The sequence below is a fragment of the Streptococcus infantis genome, assembly GCF_047464715.1.
Lineage (GTDB): Bacteria > Bacillota > Bacilli > Lactobacillales > Streptococcaceae > Streptococcus > Streptococcus infantis_S.
Genome location: NZ_JASHBJ010000001.1, coordinates 166,449 through 182,745 on the forward strand (window position 1 = coordinate 166,449; position 16,297 = coordinate 182,745).

The following is a 16,297-nucleotide window of genomic DNA, read 5'->3' on the forward strand; positions in this document are numbered from 1 at the left end:
CCTAGGGTTCTTTTACTTTTATTTGCTTGTCTTAAATATTTTTATTCCATGTTTTCATTGAAATTATAGTTCATATTTGATATGATAAGACTATGACAAAAAAGAGATTACCCCAGAATAAAGTAAAGAAGAAAAATAACAAAAAGCTTGGCACTCTTGTCTTGCTTTTATTTCTAACAATGTTAGCACTCGGTAGTGTGATTACCTATAAAGTGTTGAACAAACAAGCCTTTGAACAGAAAATTGAAAGTCTCAAGAAGGAAAAAGATGACGCCTACTCACAGGGAAGTCAAAAAGAGCATTTCCGCAAAGAGAAATCAGAAATTATCACCTATTATCCACTAGTCGGGGACAGCCCAATCTCCTCTGTCAAGGATGTTATCGTTAAAGATATCACTGACAAAGTAGAAGGTAAAGACCAGTTGGTTTTTTATTACTCAGAAAAAGGGGAATCCTCTTTAACTGGGATTGAAAATCGTTTGATAAAAAAACAAGCTTACGACTTGGCCAATTCTAATGTAGTCGAATTAGAAAATACTACTTTGGAACAGCTCTATCTAAAAGAAGACGGCTCTATCTTTACCCTGGATCAACTCTTTGCAGACTCATCCACGGCAAAAGAAAAAATCCTCGAGGCTGTTAAGTCGACTCTCCAAGATAAAAAAGTAGAGCAATCAATTGTTGACCAAGTTTCAGCTGATTTATCATCGGCAGAATTATCAACTTGGAAGTTTGTTTATAAAGATAGTCAATTGGTTCTTTATCCAGTCAAAGCAACGACTAATGTAGAAGAAATAGCAATGCCTATTTCAGACTTCTTTGATTTTATTCAGACATCCTATCTAACAGAAAAAGATGCTGAACTCTATAAAAAAGTTCAAGCAGAAAAACATAAAAAAGTTGTTGCTCTCACCTTTGATGATGGTCCAAATGCGACAACAACACCACAAGCCTTGGATATTTTAGCCAAATACAAGATCAAAGCAACCTTCTTTGTACAAGGTCAAAATATCAGTGGGAATGAAGCTCTTCTTAAAAGAATGAAATCCGAGGGGCACGAAGTTGGAAACCACAGTTGGAACCACCCGGTCCTAACACAGCTTTCCTTGGAAGATGCTAAGAAGCAGCTTTCAGATACGGAGTCAGCAATTACCAGTGTCCTTGGATCAAGCTCAAAATTGATGCGTCCTCCATATGGAGCCGTTTCTGATGATATTCGTAATAGCCTGGATTTAAGCTTTATTATGTGGGATGTCGATAGTCTTGACTGGAAGAGCAAGAACGAAGCTGCTATTTTAACTGAGATTCAACGGCAAGCGACAGATGGTTCTATCATTCTCATGCATGATATCCATCAAACATCCGTTAACGCATTGCCAAAAGTCATTGAATATCTGCAGGGACAAGGTTATAGCTTTGTGACAGTCTCTGAATTACTAGGTAACCATGTGAAACCACATGAAATTTACTATTCACGGAATCAGTAAAGTCAATTCCTAAGGATGTGACCTGAATCAAAATTCCATTGAGAAAAAATAAAAAAGATAAATTTTTATCTTGACAAGTAGGGGAAAACTTGATATCATATACAAGATGAGAAAAGCAGAAGTGAGAACTTCTCGCCTTGCGACTAACGTTGTCTGGCCCCTACAGATCAAGTTTCAGAAATGAAATATAATCATGTAGTGCGGATTTGCGTTAGCAAGTCCGCTCTTGTTTTTCTCTAAACTAAAAAAAGAGGTGAAAACCATAGCAAAGCAAGACTTATTCATCAATGATGAAATTCGTGTACGCGAAGTTCGCTTAATCGGTCTTGAAGGTGAGCAATTGGGTATCAAACCACTAAGCGAAGCGCAAGCACTTGCGGATGAAGCTAATGTGGACTTGGTTCTCATTCAACCTCAAGCTAAACCTCCTGTTGCAAAAATTATGGACTACGGTAAGTTCAAATTTGAGTACCAGAAGAAGCAAAAAGAACAACGCAAGAAACAAAGCGTTGTGACCGTGAAAGAAGTTCGTTTGAGCCCAGTTATTGATAAGGGTGACTTCGAAACTAAACTTCGCAATGCTCGCAAGTTCCTTGAAAAAGGAAATAAAGTGAAGGTTTCCATTCGATTTAAGGGTCGTATGATCACCCATAAAGAGATTGGTGCAAAAGTTTTAGCAGACTTCGCTGAAGCAACTCAAGATATTGCTATCATCGAACAACGCGCTAAAATGGATGGACGTCAAATGTTTATGCAATTGGCGCCAGCAACTGACAAAAAATAATTGTCAGAAAGTTAAATAAAGGAGAAAAAATCATGCCAAAACAAAAAACACACCGCGCATCAGCTAAACGTTTCAAACGTACAGGTTCTGGTGGACTTAAACGTTTCCGTGCTTATACATCTCACCGTTTCCACGGAAAAACTAAAAAACAACGTCGTCATCTTCGTAAAGCATCTATGGTGCATGCAGGAGATTTCAAACGTATCAAAGCAATGCTTACTCGCTTGAAATAATCGCGTATTTGTAAGTAAACAATTCTAGGAAATATTTGGAGGAAATATAAATGGCACGTGTTAAAGGTGGCGTTGTATCACGCAAACGTCGTAAACGTATTCTTAAATTAGCTAAAGGTTACTATGGAGCTAAACACATCTTGTTCCGTACTGCAAAAGAACAAGTAATGAACTCTTACTACTATGCATACCGTGACCGTCGTCAAAAGAAACGTGACTTCCGCAAATTGTGGATCACACGTATCAATGCGGCAGCTCGTTTGAACGGACTTTCATACTCACAATTGATGCATGGTTTGAAATTGGCTGAGATTGAAGTTAACCGTAAAATGCTTGCTGACTTGGCTGTTAACGACGCAGCAGCTTTCACAGCTCTTGCAGATGCAGCTAAAGCAAAACTTGGTAAATAATTATTCATAAGACTGGTGCAAGTTTGTTCCAGTCTTTTTTAAACAAAGGAGAAAAAATGGCTTCAAAAATGTTACACACTTGCTTGCGAGTAGAAAATCTCGAAAAATCAATTGCTTTTTATCAAGATGCTTTTGGATTTAAGGAATTGCGTCGCAAGGATTTTCCAGAACATGCTTTTACCATTGTTTATCTAGGTCTTGACGGTGATGATTATGAATTGGAGTTGACTTACAACTACGATCATGGACCTTATGTTGTAGGTGACGGCTTTGCTCACATCGCTCTAAGTACACCTGACCTTGAAGCTCTTCACCAAGAACATAGCGAAAAAGGTTATGAAGTAACGGAACCTAAAGGACTTCCAGGTACTCAACCAAACTATTACTTTATCAAAGATCCAGATGGATACAAGGTAGAAGTGATTCGTGAAAAATAATAAAAACTCCTCATTTGTCAAATTGAGTTAGACAATTTCACCTGACTCAGAAAAACTTGATACGGAGTAGTGTAGGTCATTTATGTTAGTTTCTTTCAGACAAATGTGAGCGTTTGTCTGAGACTAACATAGATGGCTTTTTTCTATCTAGCTTAATTTGATAATTTGGGATATAATAAAAATAATTAAACAAATTAGTGGGAGAAAAAGATGTCAGACCAAAATCCAAATGTAGAGCTAAACAAAGAAGAAGATAAACTAATTGTAGAAAATAATTCGGTGGAAGATATGAAGAATGGTCCAAAAGCTGTCAAGAAACCTTCGGCTCTTCTATCTTTCTCATTTTATTTGGCACTTACCTATATTCTTCTATTTATAACTCTTGCTTTATTTACTGCTCCATGGGGAATTGTATTCTTGATTTTTCTAGGTCCTAATTTAATTGCTTACACTATAGCAACTGTTTTAACACAGATAGGAATCAAGAAAGTAAATAAAACTGTCTTGTATACAAGTGCAGGATTTTATTTGCTTTCAGGACTTTTGGCATTCGACCCGGATTGGCAGATGTTTAGGGTTTTTCCTTATCTCTCCCTAGCTCTAGTTTTAATCGGGATATTTTTAACGAAAGATACAAGTAGCTAAATTTAAAAGCTAGGCGCAACTCTTCTTCGAACTTATTTCATATCATAAAACCATAGCCTTTAAGGCTGTGGTTTTTTAGTTTAATGATTAGAAAGAAATTGTGTTTCTATTTTTTAAAATGGTATAATAGAGAAAGAATAAGGGAGGTGAGAAAGAATGATTGCCCAACTGGATACCAAAACAGTCTATAGTTTCATGGAGAGCGTGGTTTCGATTAAGAGATATGTCAGTCAAGGGAAGGAATATGGCTATTCATCACTTGGAATCATGGATGAAGACAATCTCTACGGGGCCTATTACTTTATCAAAGAATGCGAGAAACAGGAGATTCAGCCTTTATTAGGTCTTGAGATGACTGTTCATCATAAAGATGAATGGATCAATCTACGTTTTCTAGCCCTGTCAAACCAAGGTTATCAAAACCTGATGAAGTTGTCGTCTTTAAAGATGACAGGTAAAAAAGAATGGACTGATTTTTCTTCTTACCTAGAGGATATTTGTGTTATTGTTCCATATTATTCTGGGATGAATGGATTGGATTTAGGACACGACTACCATATCGGAGTGTATCCAGATACACCGCAATCCAATTTTTCTCGACCAATTCTCCCTCTTTATCGAGTTAATTCTTTCGAACCTGAGGATTTAGAAACTCTTCAAATGCTCAAGGCGATCAAGGAAAATGTGACCTTGCGAGAGGTTGATGTTCAATCTCAACAGGGCTTGTTTTTGCCTGCTGACCGTTTAGAACAGGTTTTTGTAGAGAAGTTTCCACAAGCACTCGAAAACCTAGCAAGATTGACCAAGGGGACTTCCTACGAGATTGATAGTAGTCTTAAGCTTCCACGTTTCAATCCAGAGAGACCTGCTGTTGAAGAACTCCGGGAACGAGCTATTCAGGGTCTGAAGCAGAAAGGGTTATGGAATCAAGATTATCAGGCTCGTTTAGAAGATGAGTTATCTGTGATTCATGATATGGGGTTTGATGACTATTTCTTAGTTGTCTGGGATCTCTTACGTTTTGGTCGTTCTCAAGGCTATTATATGGGTATGGGACGTGGGTCAGCAGTTGGAAGTTTAGTAGCCTATGCCCTCGATATTACTGGGATTGATCCTGTAGCTAAGAATCTCATCTTTGAACGTTTCTTGAATCGAGAACGTTATACCATGCCAGATATCGATATTGATATTCCAGATATCTATCGACCTGAGTTTATTCGTTATGTTCGTGAACGATATGGTAGTATCCATGCTGCTCAGATTGTTACTTACTCGACCTTTGGTGCCAAGCAAGCTATCCGTGATATTTTTAAACGGTATGGTGTTCCAGAATATGAGTTAACAGCCATTACAAGAAAAATTGGTTTCAAAGATACCTTAACGACAGCTTATGAAGGCAATCTAGGATTTAGACAACTGATTCAAAGTAAGATGGAGTATCAAAAGGCTTTTGAAATTGCCAAAAAGATTGAAGGTTATCCTCGACAGACTTCCATCCATGCTGCTGGTGTCGTGATTAGTGATAAAAATCTAACAGATTATATACCGCTCAAGTACGGTGAGGACATGCTGATTACCCAGTATGATGCACATGGAGTTGAAGGAAATGGCTTGCTCAAGATGGACTTCTTGGGTCTTCGAAACCTAACCTTCGCTCAAAAAATGCAGGAGCTCTTATATGAAACTCAAGGAATTCATCTAAGAATTGAGGATATAGACCTTGAGGATAAAGAAACTTTAACCCTCTTTGCAGCTGGCAAAACTAAGGGAATCTTTCAGTTTGAACAACCTGGTGCCATTCGCTTATTGAAGCGTGTGAAACCAGAAAGCTTTGAAGAAGTAGTGGCAACGACTTCCCTCAACAGGCCAGGTGCAAGTGACTATATCGATAACTTTGTGGCCAGAAAACATGGCAAAGAAAAAGTTACAGTACTTGACCCTATACTAGAAGATATTTTAGCTCCGACCTATGGCATCATGCTTTACCAAGAACAGGTCATGCAAGTAGCTCAACGCTATGCAGGGTTCAGTCTTGGAAAAGCCGATATTTTACGTCGTGCTATGGGGAAAAAGAACGCAGCTGAGATGCACCGAATGGAGGAGAGTTTTATCCAAGGTGCACTTGAAAATGGGCATAGCAAAGAACAGGCTCATGAAGTTTTTGCCGTCATGGAGAAATTCGCTGGTTACGGCTTCAACCGTTCGCATGCTTATGCTTATGCAGCTTTAGCTTTTCAGCTTGCCTACTTTAAAACACATTACCCAGCTATCTTTTATCAGGTCATGCTCAACTATGCGAGTGGAGATTATATTCTCGATGCGCTTGAAATGGGGTTTGAACTAGCTCCGCTTTCTATCAATACGGTTCCATACCAAGATAAGCTAGCAGATAAGACGATCCATCTAGGGCTCAAGAGTATCAAGGGAATGCCTCGTGATTTTGCTTATTGGATTATCGAGAATCGTCCTTTTAGTAGTGTAGAAGATTTTGTCACACGACTCCCCAAAAATTATCAGAAACTAAGCCTCCTAACTCCTTTAGTAGAAGTTGGCCTCTTTGATGGATTTGATAAAAATCGGCAAAAGATTTTAGCAAATCTACCAACTCTATTTATTTTTGTAGAAGAGTTAGGTAGCCTCTTTGCTGATTCTAGCTATAGCTGGACAGATACAGAGGATTTCTCTAATATTGAAAAATTCAAAAAAGAACAAGAATGGTTAGGGGTTGGAATCAGCCAACATCCATTGTTGGTCTTAGCGAAGAATCCCTTGTATCCAATTGTGAGTTTATCTGAATTGTCCGAAGGGCAGACAGCTACAGTACTCGTTGAAATTCAATCTATCCGAGTAATTCGAACTAAAAAAGGTGAAAATATGGCCTTTTTGAAAGTTAGTGATAGTAAGACAAATTTGGAAGTCACTGTTTTTTCTGACCAGTATCACCAATTTAAAAATCTCTTACAAGAAGGGAAATTCTACTATCTAAATGGGAAAGTGCAGTCGAGAGATGGTCGTCTTCAATTAGTGTTAAATAATCTAAAAGAAGCAGTGAGTGAACGTTTTTGGATTCAAGTTGCTAATCATAACCATGATTCTGAAATTTATCATATTTTAGAGCAATACAAGGGACAAATTCCTGCCGTCATTCGCTATGAGGATGAACAAAAAAATGTCCTTTTGCCAGGTTATTTTGTAGCAAAAGACGCAAGCTTACAAGAATCTTTAAGTCAAATCACAATGAAAACGATTTATCGTTAAAAATCAATGAAAATAAAAGAATTTTAACTTTAAATATGGTATAATCAGTTAGAATGTTAAAGAAAAAGGAGCAAAACCAAATGAAACGTATTGCTGTTTTGACTAGTGGTGGAGACGCCCCTGGTATGAATGCTGCCATCCGTGCAGTTGTTCGTCAAGCAATCTCAGAAGGAATGGAAGTTTTTGGTATCTATGATGGATACGCTGGTATGGTTGCTGGTGAGATTTATCCACTTGATGCTGCTTCAGTGGGAGACATCATTTCACGTGGTGGTACTTTCCTTCACTCTGCTCGTTACCCTGAGTTTGCACAACTTGAAGGTCAACTTAAAGGGATTGAGCAGTTGAAAAAACATGGTATCGAAGGTGTCGTAGTTATCGGTGGTGATGGTTCTTATCATGGAGCTATGCGCTTGACTGAGCATGGATTCCCTGCTATTGGACTTCCAGGTACAATCGATAACGATATCGTAGGTACTGACTTCACAATCGGATTTGATACTGCAGTTACGACTGCAATGGACGCGATCGATAAGATTCGTGATACTTCGTCAAGTCACCGTCGTACTTTCGTAGTTGAAGTAATGGGGCGTAACGCTGGAGATATCGCTCTTTGGGCAGGTATCGCAACTGGTGCTGACGAAATCATCATCCCTGAAGAAGACTTCAAATTTGAAGATATCGTAGCAAGTATCAAAGCTGGTTATGAGCACGGTAAAAAACACAACATTATCGTTTTGGCAGAAGGTGTTATGTCAGCAGCTGAATTTGGTCAAAAACTAAAAGAAGCTGGAGATACAAGTGACCTTCGTGTAACAGAACTTGGTCACATCCAACGTGGTGGTTCACCAACTGCTCGTGACCGTGTATTGGCGTCACGTATGGGTGCACACGCTGTTAAACTCCTTAAACAAGGAATCGGTGGTGTCGCTGTTGGTATCCGTAATGAGAAAATGGTTGAAAATCCAATTCTTGGTACAGCAGAAGAAGGAGCATTGTTTAGCTTAACAGCTGATGGTAAGATTGTTGTCAATAACCCTCACAAAGCTGATATTGAACTCTCTGACTTGAACAAGAGCTTGTCATAATCAATTTTCATAAATCTGGTAAAATGACCATAAAAGGTCGAATTATATAAAGGAGTCACAAAAATCATGAACAAACGTGTAAAAATCGTTGCAACTTTGGGTCCTGCGGTAGAAATCCGTGGTGGTAAAAAATTTGGTGAAGACGGATACTGGGGTGAAAAACTTGACGTTGAAGCTTCAGCAAAAAACATTGCTAAATTGATTGAAGCAGGAGCAAACACTTTCCGTTTCAACTTCTCACACGGTGACCACCAAGAACAAGGTGAACGTATGGCAACTGTTAAACTTGCAGAAAAACTTGCAGGTAAAAAAGTTGGTTTCCTTCTTGATACTAAAGGACCAGAAATCCGTACTGAATTGTTCGAAGGTGAAGCTAAAGAGTACTCATACAAAACTGGTGAAAAAATCCGTGTTGCAACTAAACAAGGTATCAAATCAACTCGTGAAGTGATTGCATTGAACGTTGCAGGTGCACTTGACATCTACGATGACGTTGAAGTTGGTCGTCAAGTATTGGTTGACGATGGTAAACTTGGTCTTCGCGTTGTAGAAAAAGACGATGCTACTCGTGAATTCATCGTTGAAGTTGAAAATGACGGTGTAATCGCTAAACAAAAAGGTGTTAACATCCCTAACACTAAAATTCCTTTCCCAGCTCTTGCTGAACGCGATAACGATGACATCCGCTTTGGTCTTGAACAAGGTATCAACTTCATCGCGATCTCATTCGTACGTACTGCAAAAGACGTAAACGAAGTTCGTGCTATCTGTGAAGAAACTGGTAATGGTCACGTTCAATTGTTCGCTAAGATCGAAAACCAACAAGGTATCGATAACTTGGATGAAATCATTGAAGCTGCTGACGGTATCATGATCGCTCGTGGTGACATGGGTATCGAAGTACCATTCGAAATGGTTCCAGTTTACCAAAAAATGATCATCACTAAAGTGAATGCTGCTGGTAAAGTTGTTATCACTGCAACAAACATGCTTGAAACAATGACTGAGAAACCACGTGCAACTCGTTCAGAAGTATCAGACGTATTTAACGCTGTTATCGACGGAACTGATGCTACTATGCTTTCAGGTGAGTCTGCAAATGGTAAATACCCACTTGAGTCAGTTACAACAATGGCTACAATCGACAAGAACGCTCAAACTCTTCTTAACGAATACGGACGTTTGAACTCAGATTCATTTGAACGTAACTCTAAGACAGAAGTTATGGCTTCAGCAGTTAAAGATGCTACAAACTCAATGGACATCAAATTGGTTGTAACTCTTACTAAGACTGGTCACACAGCACGTTTGATTTCTAAATACCGTCCAAATGCTGATATCTTGGCATTGACATTCGACGAATTGACAGAACGTGGATTGATGTTGAACTGGGGTGTTATCCCAATGTTGACAGAAGCTCCATCATCAACTGATGACATGTTTGAAATTGCTGAACGTAAAGCAGTTGAAGCAGGTCTTGTACAATCTGGTGACGATATCGTTATCGTAGCAGGTGTGCCACTTGGTGAAGCAGTTCGTACAAACACTATGCGTATCCGCACTGTACGTTAATCAAAAAAATAAAAACCTATCACTTCAAGCGTTCGAGCTTGGGTGATAGGTTTTTTTGTTGTGGAATATAAAAGAATTAAAAAAAGCTTTCTGGAAAACCAGAAAGCATGAGAGGCATCTCCATGTGAGAAACCGGTTCACACAATTTCTCAAGGTCCGCTCCTGCGTTAATGACCTCCTTTGCGCAATTGTAGCTCTCGCTACATATCGACTCATCGCAGACTTTATTTTACTATAGGGGCAATACTTTGTCAAGAAAAAAACAGTCCCTAAAAAGGAACTGACGAATGATGCTAATTGCCGGGATCGAACCGGCGACCTCATCCTTACCATGGATGCGCTCTGCCTACTGAGCTAAATCAGCTTACTTTGAAAGTATACTATAGATTTAGCCTTTTGTCAATATGTGAATGAGTCTCTAAACAACTAGAAAAAGCCCAAGTAATCCACTTAGGCTTGTGAAGATTGGATTATTGTAGTTGTTTTCTCTTTTTATCGGGGTCCCAAACAAAACTTGCTACAAAGGTAAAGAGAATTGTCAGAATTCCGATTACAATTGCGAGAATCAAGGCAGGGATACGGATGAACCACCAGAGTGGATTTGGTTTTTTGTTATTGTGCCATTGTTTTGTTTCTTCATCTAGACGCTGGAATTCAGATTGGATACGATCGGCAACCATTTCAATTCCTTCATCATTCATCTTTTTAATATCTGAGATATCAATAGGATTTCCGAAGTTCATATCAATACGTTCACGACTGACAAGCCCTTTTAGAGTCATAGGACCAGTATAGGTAACAGGCATGATGCGAACCTTAGCCATCTTTGCAATGAGAGCTACACCACCCTTAACATCATTGGAATGACGACTACCGCTTGGAAACATAATCAGTGAACGATTACTCTTTTTAAGAACATTGATTGGATACTTGATAGCAGAAGAATTTGGATTTTCTCGGTCAATCGGGAAGGCACCACACATGCGGATCCACCAACCAAAGATACGATTTGAAAAGAGTTCTTTTTTAGCCATAAAGATAAATTGTTTTGGTTTTGTTGCAAAAGCCATATAGACTGGATCCCACCAAGTACGGTGTGGGGCTACAAGGATATAATTTTCATCTAAACTTGGAATTTTTTCAGTATTGTGAAAGTGAGCATTTCCATTGATTGACCATAGAATCAACATAACCAGCCCACGCAGATAAGTATAAAACATGATGTCTCCTTCAGTTCTCTTTCTTTTATTATACCTTATCATACTAGGACAGGCAAATGTTTTTTGTTTAGGCGGAACAGCTTTTTATATGAAATTAGAAATATTCAAAAAAAAATGATATGATAGAATTTATGGATAAAAATAAAATTATGGGCTTAAGCCAATCAGAAGTTAAAGATCGTCAGAAACAGGGACAGGTCAATGATTTCCAAGCTTCAGCTAGTACGAGTACATGGCAGATTGTGAAGAGAAATGTCTTTACTTTATTCAATGCTTTAAACTTTGCTATTGCCTTAGCGCTCGCCTTTGTTCAAGCTTGGAGCAACCTAGTTTTCTTTGCGGTTATCTGTTTTAATGCATTTTCTGGGATTGTAACCGAGCTACGTGCCAAACATATGGTTGATAAGCTCAATCTCTTGAATAAAGAAAAGATTATCACTATTCGTGATGGACAAGAGATCGCTCTGGATCCTGAGGAGCTTGTTTTGGACGATGTGATTCGCTTGTCAGCAGGGGATCAGATTCCAAGTGATGCCATTGTATTAGAAGGTTTTGCAGAAGTCAATGAAGCTATGTTAACGGGTGAGAGCGACTTGGTGCAAAAAGAAGTAGAAGACTTAATGTTGTCGGGTAGCTTTCTTGCGAGTGGGTCTGTCCTTGCTCAGGTTCATCATGTAGGGGCAGATAATTATGCTGCTAAACTCATGCTTGAAGCTAAGACAGTGAAGCCAATTAACTCTCGTATCATGAAATCGCTAGACCGGTTAGCTGGCTTTACTGGGAAAATCATCATTCCTTTTGGTATTGCTCTCTTGCTTGAAGCCTTGGCCTTAAAAGGTCTGCCACTCAAGTCTTCTGTAGTCAATTCATCTACAGCTCTTTTAGGAATGTTGCCTAAGGGAATCGCCCTTTTGACCATCACTTCTCTCTTAACTGCTGTTATCAAGCTTGGGTTGAAGAAGGTTTTAGTGCAGGAGATGTACTCTGTTGAAACCTTGGCGCGCGTAGATATGCTCTGCTTGGATAAGACAGGGACAATCACCCAAGGGAAGATGCAGGTTGAGACGGTCCTTCCTCTTACTCCAGCTTATAACAAAGATACCATTGCTAAAATACTAACTAGTTATATGGCACACAGTGAGGATAAAAATCCAACTGCCCAAGCTATTCGAAAGCGTTTTGCGGGAGAGGTAGCTTATCAGATGATTTCTAGCCTTCCATTTTCAAGTGATCGAAAATGGGGAGCAATGGAGTTGGAAGGTCTAGGAACTGTTTTCCTAGGCGCACCGGAGATGTTGTTGAATGCTGAAGTTCCTGAAGCTAGAGAAGCTCTTGAACGAGGATCTCGTGTCTTGGTGTTAGCGCTCAGTCAAGAAAAACTTGACCATCACAAGCCACAAAAGCCATCTGATATTCAGGCTTTGGCTTTGCTTGAGATTCTAGATCCGATTCGAGAAGGTGCTGCTGAGACGCTAGACTATCTTCGTTCTCAGGAAGTAGGGCTGAAAATTATCTCTGGTGATAATCCAGTCACTGTTTCAAGTATTGCTCAAAAAGCAGGTTTTGCAGACTATCAGAGTTATGTAGATTGTTCGAAAATTAATGATGAAGAATTGATAGCCATGGCTGAGGAAACAGCCATTTTCGGACGTGTTTCACCTCATCAAAAGAAACTGATCATCCAAACTCTGAAAAAAGCAGGACATACTACAGCAATGACCGGAGATGGTGTCAATGATATTCTAGCTCTGCGTGAGGCAGACTGTTCCATTGTTATGGCTGAAGGAGACCCAGCAACTCGTCAGATTGCAAATCTGGTCCTCTTGAATTCAGATTTCAATGATGTTCCTGAGATTCTCTTCGAAGGTCGTCGTGTGGTCAATAATATTGCCCACATTGCTCCGATTTTCTTGATTAAGACAATCTATTCCTTCTTGCTAGCAGTTATCTGTATTGCCAGTGCTTTGTTGGGACGTACTGAATGGATTTTGATTTTTCCATTCATTCCGATTCAGATAACTATGATTGACCAATTTGTGGAAGGATTCCCACCGTTTGTATTAACTTTTGAACGAAATATCAAACCTGTGGAACAAAACTTCCTCAAAAAATCCATGCTTCGAGCTTTACCAAGTGCCTTGATGGTAGTTTTTAGTGTTCTCTTTGTTAAAATTTTTGGAACCAGTCAAGGCTGGACAGCCATTGAAATTTCGACACTTTTGTATTATCTATTGGCATCGATTGGTTTCATGTCTGTAGTTAGAGCTTGCTTGCCATTTAGCTTGTGGCGTGTGCTATTGATTATTTGGTCAGTTGTAGGTTTCCTTGGAACAGCCCTATTTCCAAGAATCCAAAAATTGCTTGAAATTTCAACACTTACAGGTCAAACATTGCCTATCTATGGCATTATGATGCTCGTCTTTATTGTGATTTTCATACTGACAAGTCGTTATCAAGTTAAAAGATAAAGAAAGACTGCAATCCATGATTGCGGTCTTTTTTAGGTGCAGGATTGCCAGATAAAATATGGTATAATAAAGGGAAATAGAGTTTTTGAAAGTGAGAGAAGATGATTTCAAAGAGATTAGAAACAGTAGCTTCTTTTGCCCCCCAAGGAGCTGTTTTGCTGGACGTTGGGAGCGACCATGCTTATTTACCTATTGAATTAGTTGAAAAAGGTCATATTGAAGCTGCCATCGCGGGTGAAGTTGTAGAGGGACCCTATCAATCTGCAGTTAGAAATGTTGAAAGTCATGGCTTGACTGAGAAAATTCAGGTTCGTTTAGCCAATGGTTTAGCAGCTTTCGAAGAAAGTGACCAGGTCTCTGTTATCACTATTGCAGGAATGGGTGGTCGTTTGATTGCTACGATATTAGAAGAGGGCTTGGATAAACTAGCCAATGTTGAGCGATTGATTCTTCAACCCAATAATCGTGAAGATGAGTTGCGTACTTGGTTACAAGAGCATGGATTTCAGATTGTAGCTGAAAGTATTTTAGAGGAAGCTGGAAAATTTTACGAGATTCTAGTAGTGGAAGCTGGAGAAATGAAATTGTCAGCAAGTGACACCCGTTTTGGTCCTTTTCTCTCTAAAGAACTTAGCCCCGTATTTGTCCAAAAGTGGCAAAGAGAAGCAAGTAAGCTCGAATTTGCCCTTAGTCAAATCCCAGAAAAAAATCATGAAGAATGTCAAGTTTTAGTAGATAAAATTCAAGCCATCAAGGAGGTGCTCCATGCAAGCAAGTGAAGTGATTAAGCGTTATGAAACCTATTGCCCCCAAGAATTTTCTATGGAGGGTGATAGTCGTGGTTTGCAGATTGGTACCCTAGACAAAGAAATCCAAAAGGTCATGGTTGCCCTTGATATACGTGAAGATACAGTGGCAGAAGCTATTGAAAAGGGTGTAGATTTGATTATCGTTAAGCACGCGCCTATCTTTCGTCCTATCAAGGACTTGGTAGCTAGTCGCCCTCAAAATCAGATTTATATCGAACTCATCAAGCACGATATCGCAGTCTACGTTAGCCATACCAATATTGATATTGTTGAAAATGGTCTCAATGACTGGTTCTGCCAGATGCTAGGAATTGAGGCGACAACTTATCTACAGGAAACAGGTCCTGAACGTGGGATTGGCCGTATTGGAACTATTAGACCTCAAACATTTAAGGAATTTGCTGACCATGTTAAGGAAGTCTTTGGTCTAGATAGTCTCCGTATGGTGTATTATCAAGAGAGCGATTTGCAAAAAACAATCTCAAGAGTTGCTATCTGTGGTGGAAGTGGTCAATCATTCTATCCAGATGCTTTAGTAAAAGGAGCGGATGTCTACATTACTGGAGACATATACTACCACACTGCCCAAGATATGCTGTCAGATGGCTTGTTGGCTCTGGATCCAGGCCACTATATCGAAGTTCTCTTTATTGAAAAAATTGAAGCGCTCTTGAATGAATGGAAGGAAGAGAAAGCTTGGTCTCTAGAGGTTGTCGCAAGTCAAGCGTCCACCAATCCTTTCCGTCATATCTAATTAGAAGGTAAAGACAATGAAAAAAGTTGCCATTGTAGGTGCAGGAATTGTAGGTGCAACAGCTGCCTACTATCTTTCTAAAGAAGCTGATATTGAAGTAACAGTTTTTGATTATGGAAAGGGCCAAGCAACTAAGGCCGCAGCAGGAATTATTAGTCCCTGGTTTTCTAAACGACGCAATAAAGCCTGGTATAAGATGGCGCGACTAGGAGCTGATTTCTATGTGGATTTATTAGCTGACTTGGAAAAATCGGGTCAAAAGGTTGATTTCTACCAGCGCTCAGGAGTCTTACTTCTCAAAAAAGATGATTCCAAGCTCGAGGAACTCTATGACTTAGCCTTGAAACGTAGAGATGAATCTCCCTTAATAGGAAAATTAGCCGTTTTAGACCAAACGGCAGCAAGTAGTCTATTCCCTGGATTAGAGGGATTTGAGAGATTGCTCTATGCTTCTGGAGGGGCTCGAGTAGATGGACAACTTTTAGTTAGTCACTTGCTTGAAGCCAGTCAGGTTAAGGTCATAAAGAAAGAGGTCAGTCTAAAACCCTTAGCATCGGGTTATCAAATAGGCAACCAAATGTTTGACCAAGTTATCTTGTCCACAGGAGCTTGGCTTGGACACATGTTAGAGCCTTTAGGCTATGAGGTTGATGTTCGTCCTCAAAAAGGACAACTTAGAGATTATCAAGTGCCACAAGACATGGGAGCCTACCCTGTGGTTATGCCAGAAGAAGAGTGGGATTTGATACCATTTCCAGGCGGTAAATTATCTTTAGGGGCTACCCATGAAAATGACATGGGATTTGATTTGACTGTTGATGAGAAGTTACTCCTTCAAATGGAAGAAGCAGCAAGTCTATTTTATCCTAGCTTAAAAGGTGCAATGATTAGTGGTGAGCGCGTGGGGATTCGAGCCTATACAAGTGATTTTTCTCCATTTTTCGGACAGGTTCCAAACTTATCAGGAGTCTATACAGCGAGTGGTTTAGGATCTTCAGGATTAACAACTGGTCCCATAATCGGTTATCATCTAGCTCAAATGCTTCAGGGGAGAAGTGGAGTATTAGATCCGGCTGATTATCCGACCGAAAGATATATTAAAAAGAAACAATCGTAAATCTTTTACCTAGTT

General features: G+C 39.5%; 14 protein-coding genes, 1 tRNA gene and 1 other annotated feature. Of the genes, 13 read left to right on the top strand and 2 right to left on the bottom strand.

The features are described from left to right. Positions 1-92 precede the first annotated feature (92 nt). The 9 genes from pgdA (at position 93) to pyk (ending at position 9,914) form a co-directional block, all read left to right on the top strand. Positions 93-1,487, top strand: a complete 1,395-nt coding sequence (gene pgdA, locus QM419_RS00850) for a peptidoglycan-N-acetylglucosamine deacetylase PgdA (protein WP_414277578.1) — start codon at positions 93-95, stop codon at positions 1,485-1,487. A gap of 107 nt (positions 1,488-1,594) precedes the next feature. Then, positions 1,595-1,725 (top strand) — a sequence feature (ribosomal protein L20 leader region). A 15-nt stretch (positions 1,726-1,740) separates the two neighbouring features. Further along, positions 1,741-2,271, top strand: coding sequence for a translation initiation factor IF-3 (gene infC / locus QM419_RS00855; protein ID WP_006149857.1), 531 nt, complete (start codon positions 1,741-1,743; stop codon positions 2,269-2,271). A 32-nt stretch (positions 2,272-2,303) separates the two neighbouring features. Then, the gene (rpmI, locus tag QM419_RS00860) at positions 2,304-2,504 is read left to right on the top strand and encodes a 50S ribosomal protein L35 (RefSeq protein ID WP_003003453.1); all 201 of its coding nucleotides are present in this window, start codon (positions 2,304-2,306) and stop codon (positions 2,502-2,504) included. Between the two features lie 50 nt (positions 2,505-2,554). Beyond that, a complete protein-coding gene (gene rplT, locus QM419_RS00865; protein WP_000124830.1) occupies positions 2,555-2,914 on the top strand; it encodes a 50S ribosomal protein L20 in 360 nt (119 codons plus the stop codon). Between the two features lie 56 nt (positions 2,915-2,970). Then, positions 2,971-3,351: a VOC family protein gene (locus QM419_RS00870; protein ID WP_414277579.1), complete on the top strand. Its 381-nt coding sequence runs from the start codon at positions 2,971-2,973 to the stop codon at positions 3,349-3,351. 210 nt (positions 3,352-3,561) lie between these two features. Further along, positions 3,562-3,996, top strand: coding sequence for a hypothetical protein (locus QM419_RS00875; RefSeq protein WP_414277580.1), 435 nt, complete (start codon positions 3,562-3,564; stop codon positions 3,994-3,996). A 156-nt stretch (positions 3,997-4,152) separates the two neighbouring features. Then, positions 4,153-7,254: a DNA polymerase III subunit alpha gene (locus tag QM419_RS00880; RefSeq protein ID WP_414277581.1), complete on the top strand. Its 3,102-nt coding sequence runs from the start codon at positions 4,153-4,155 to the stop codon at positions 7,252-7,254. An 80-nt stretch (positions 7,255-7,334) separates the two neighbouring features. Next, on the top strand, positions 7,335-8,342 hold the full coding sequence (gene pfkA / locus QM419_RS00885; protein WP_247922149.1) for a 6-phosphofructokinase: 1,008 nt from the start codon (positions 7,335-7,337) through the stop codon (positions 8,340-8,342). 66 nt (positions 8,343-8,408) lie between these two features. Next, positions 8,409-9,914: a pyruvate kinase gene (pyk, locus tag QM419_RS00890; RefSeq protein ID WP_414264180.1), complete on the top strand. Its 1,506-nt coding sequence runs from the start codon at positions 8,409-8,411 to the stop codon at positions 9,912-9,914. Positions 9,915-10,205: 291 nt separating this feature from the next. Here pyk and QM419_RS00895 read toward each other — a convergent pair. Both QM419_RS00895 and QM419_RS00900 read right to left on the bottom strand, forming a co-directional pair. Further along, positions 10,206-10,278: transfer RNA gene (locus tag QM419_RS00895), tRNA-Thr, on the bottom strand. Between the two features lie 106 nt (positions 10,279-10,384). Then, on the bottom strand, positions 10,385-11,134 hold the full coding sequence (locus QM419_RS00900) for a lysophospholipid acyltransferase family protein (protein WP_414277582.1): 750 nt from the start codon (positions 11,132-11,134) through the stop codon (positions 10,385-10,387). Between the two features lie 131 nt (positions 11,135-11,265). On the opposite strand from QM419_RS00900, the gene QM419_RS00905 reads away from it, so the two are divergent. The 4 genes from QM419_RS00905 (at position 11,266) to QM419_RS00920 (ending at position 16,282) form a co-directional block, all read left to right on the top strand. Beyond that, positions 11,266-13,602: a cation-translocating P-type ATPase gene (locus QM419_RS00905; protein ID WP_414277583.1), complete on the top strand. Its 2,337-nt coding sequence runs from the start codon at positions 11,266-11,268 to the stop codon at positions 13,600-13,602. 101 nt (positions 13,603-13,703) lie between these two features. Next, positions 13,704-14,381, top strand: a complete 678-nt coding sequence (locus tag QM419_RS00910; protein ID WP_414277584.1) for a tRNA (adenine(22)-N(1))-methyltransferase — start codon at positions 13,704-13,706, stop codon at positions 14,379-14,381. Continuing rightward, the gene (locus QM419_RS00915; RefSeq protein WP_414277585.1) at positions 14,368-15,165 is read left to right on the top strand and encodes a Nif3-like dinuclear metal center hexameric protein; all 798 of its coding nucleotides are present in this window, start codon (positions 14,368-14,370) and stop codon (positions 15,163-15,165) included. Before QM419_RS00910 ends, QM419_RS00915 begins: the two co-directional genes overlap by 14 nt. A 16-nt stretch (positions 15,166-15,181) precedes the next feature. Next, positions 15,182-16,282 carry an NAD(P)/FAD-dependent oxidoreductase gene (locus QM419_RS00920; RefSeq protein WP_414277586.1) on the top strand — a complete coding sequence of 367 codons (1,101 nt, stop codon included), beginning with the start codon at positions 15,182-15,184 and terminating at the stop codon, positions 16,280-16,282. Positions 16,283-16,297: the final 15 nt, after the last annotated feature.

Bases quoted from the DNA above. Each gene is read 5' to 3' on its own strand.
- rpmI (WP_003003453.1), top strand. From the start codon at position 2,304: ATGCCAAAACAAAAAACACACCGCGCATCAGCTAAACGTTTCAAACGT.
- QM419_RS00875 (WP_414277580.1), top strand. From the start codon at position 3,562: ATGTCAGACCAAAATCCAAATGTAGAGCTAAACAAAGAAGAAGATAAA.
- QM419_RS00870 (WP_414277579.1), top strand. From the start codon at position 2,971: ATGGCTTCAAAAATGTTACACACTTGCTTGCGAGTAGAAAATCTCGAA.
- pfkA (WP_247922149.1), top strand. From the start codon at position 7,335: ATGAAACGTATTGCTGTTTTGACTAGTGGTGGAGACGCCCCTGGTATG.
- QM419_RS00880 (WP_414277581.1), top strand. From the start codon at position 4,153: ATGATTGCCCAACTGGATACCAAAACAGTCTATAGTTTCATGGAGAGC.
- QM419_RS00910 (WP_414277584.1), top strand. From the start codon at position 13,704: ATGATTTCAAAGAGATTAGAAACAGTAGCTTCTTTTGCCCCCCAAGGA.
- QM419_RS00905 (WP_414277583.1), top strand. From the start codon at position 11,266: ATGGATAAAAATAAAATTATGGGCTTAAGCCAATCAGAAGTTAAAGAT.
- QM419_RS00915 (WP_414277585.1), top strand. From the start codon at position 14,368: ATGCAAGCAAGTGAAGTGATTAAGCGTTATGAAACCTATTGCCCCCAA.
- pgdA (WP_414277578.1), top strand. From the start codon at position 93: ATGACAAAAAAGAGATTACCCCAGAATAAAGTAAAGAAGAAAAATAAC.
- QM419_RS00920 (WP_414277586.1), top strand. From the start codon at position 15,182: ATGAAAAAAGTTGCCATTGTAGGTGCAGGAATTGTAGGTGCAACAGCT.
- rplT (WP_000124830.1), top strand. From the start codon at position 2,555: ATGGCACGTGTTAAAGGTGGCGTTGTATCACGCAAACGTCGTAAACGT.
- QM419_RS00900 (WP_414277582.1), bottom strand. From the start codon at position 11,134: ATGTTTTATACTTATCTGCGTGGGCTGGTTATGTTGATTCTATGGTCA.
- pyk (WP_414264180.1), top strand. From the start codon at position 8,409: ATGAACAAACGTGTAAAAATCGTTGCAACTTTGGGTCCTGCGGTAGAA.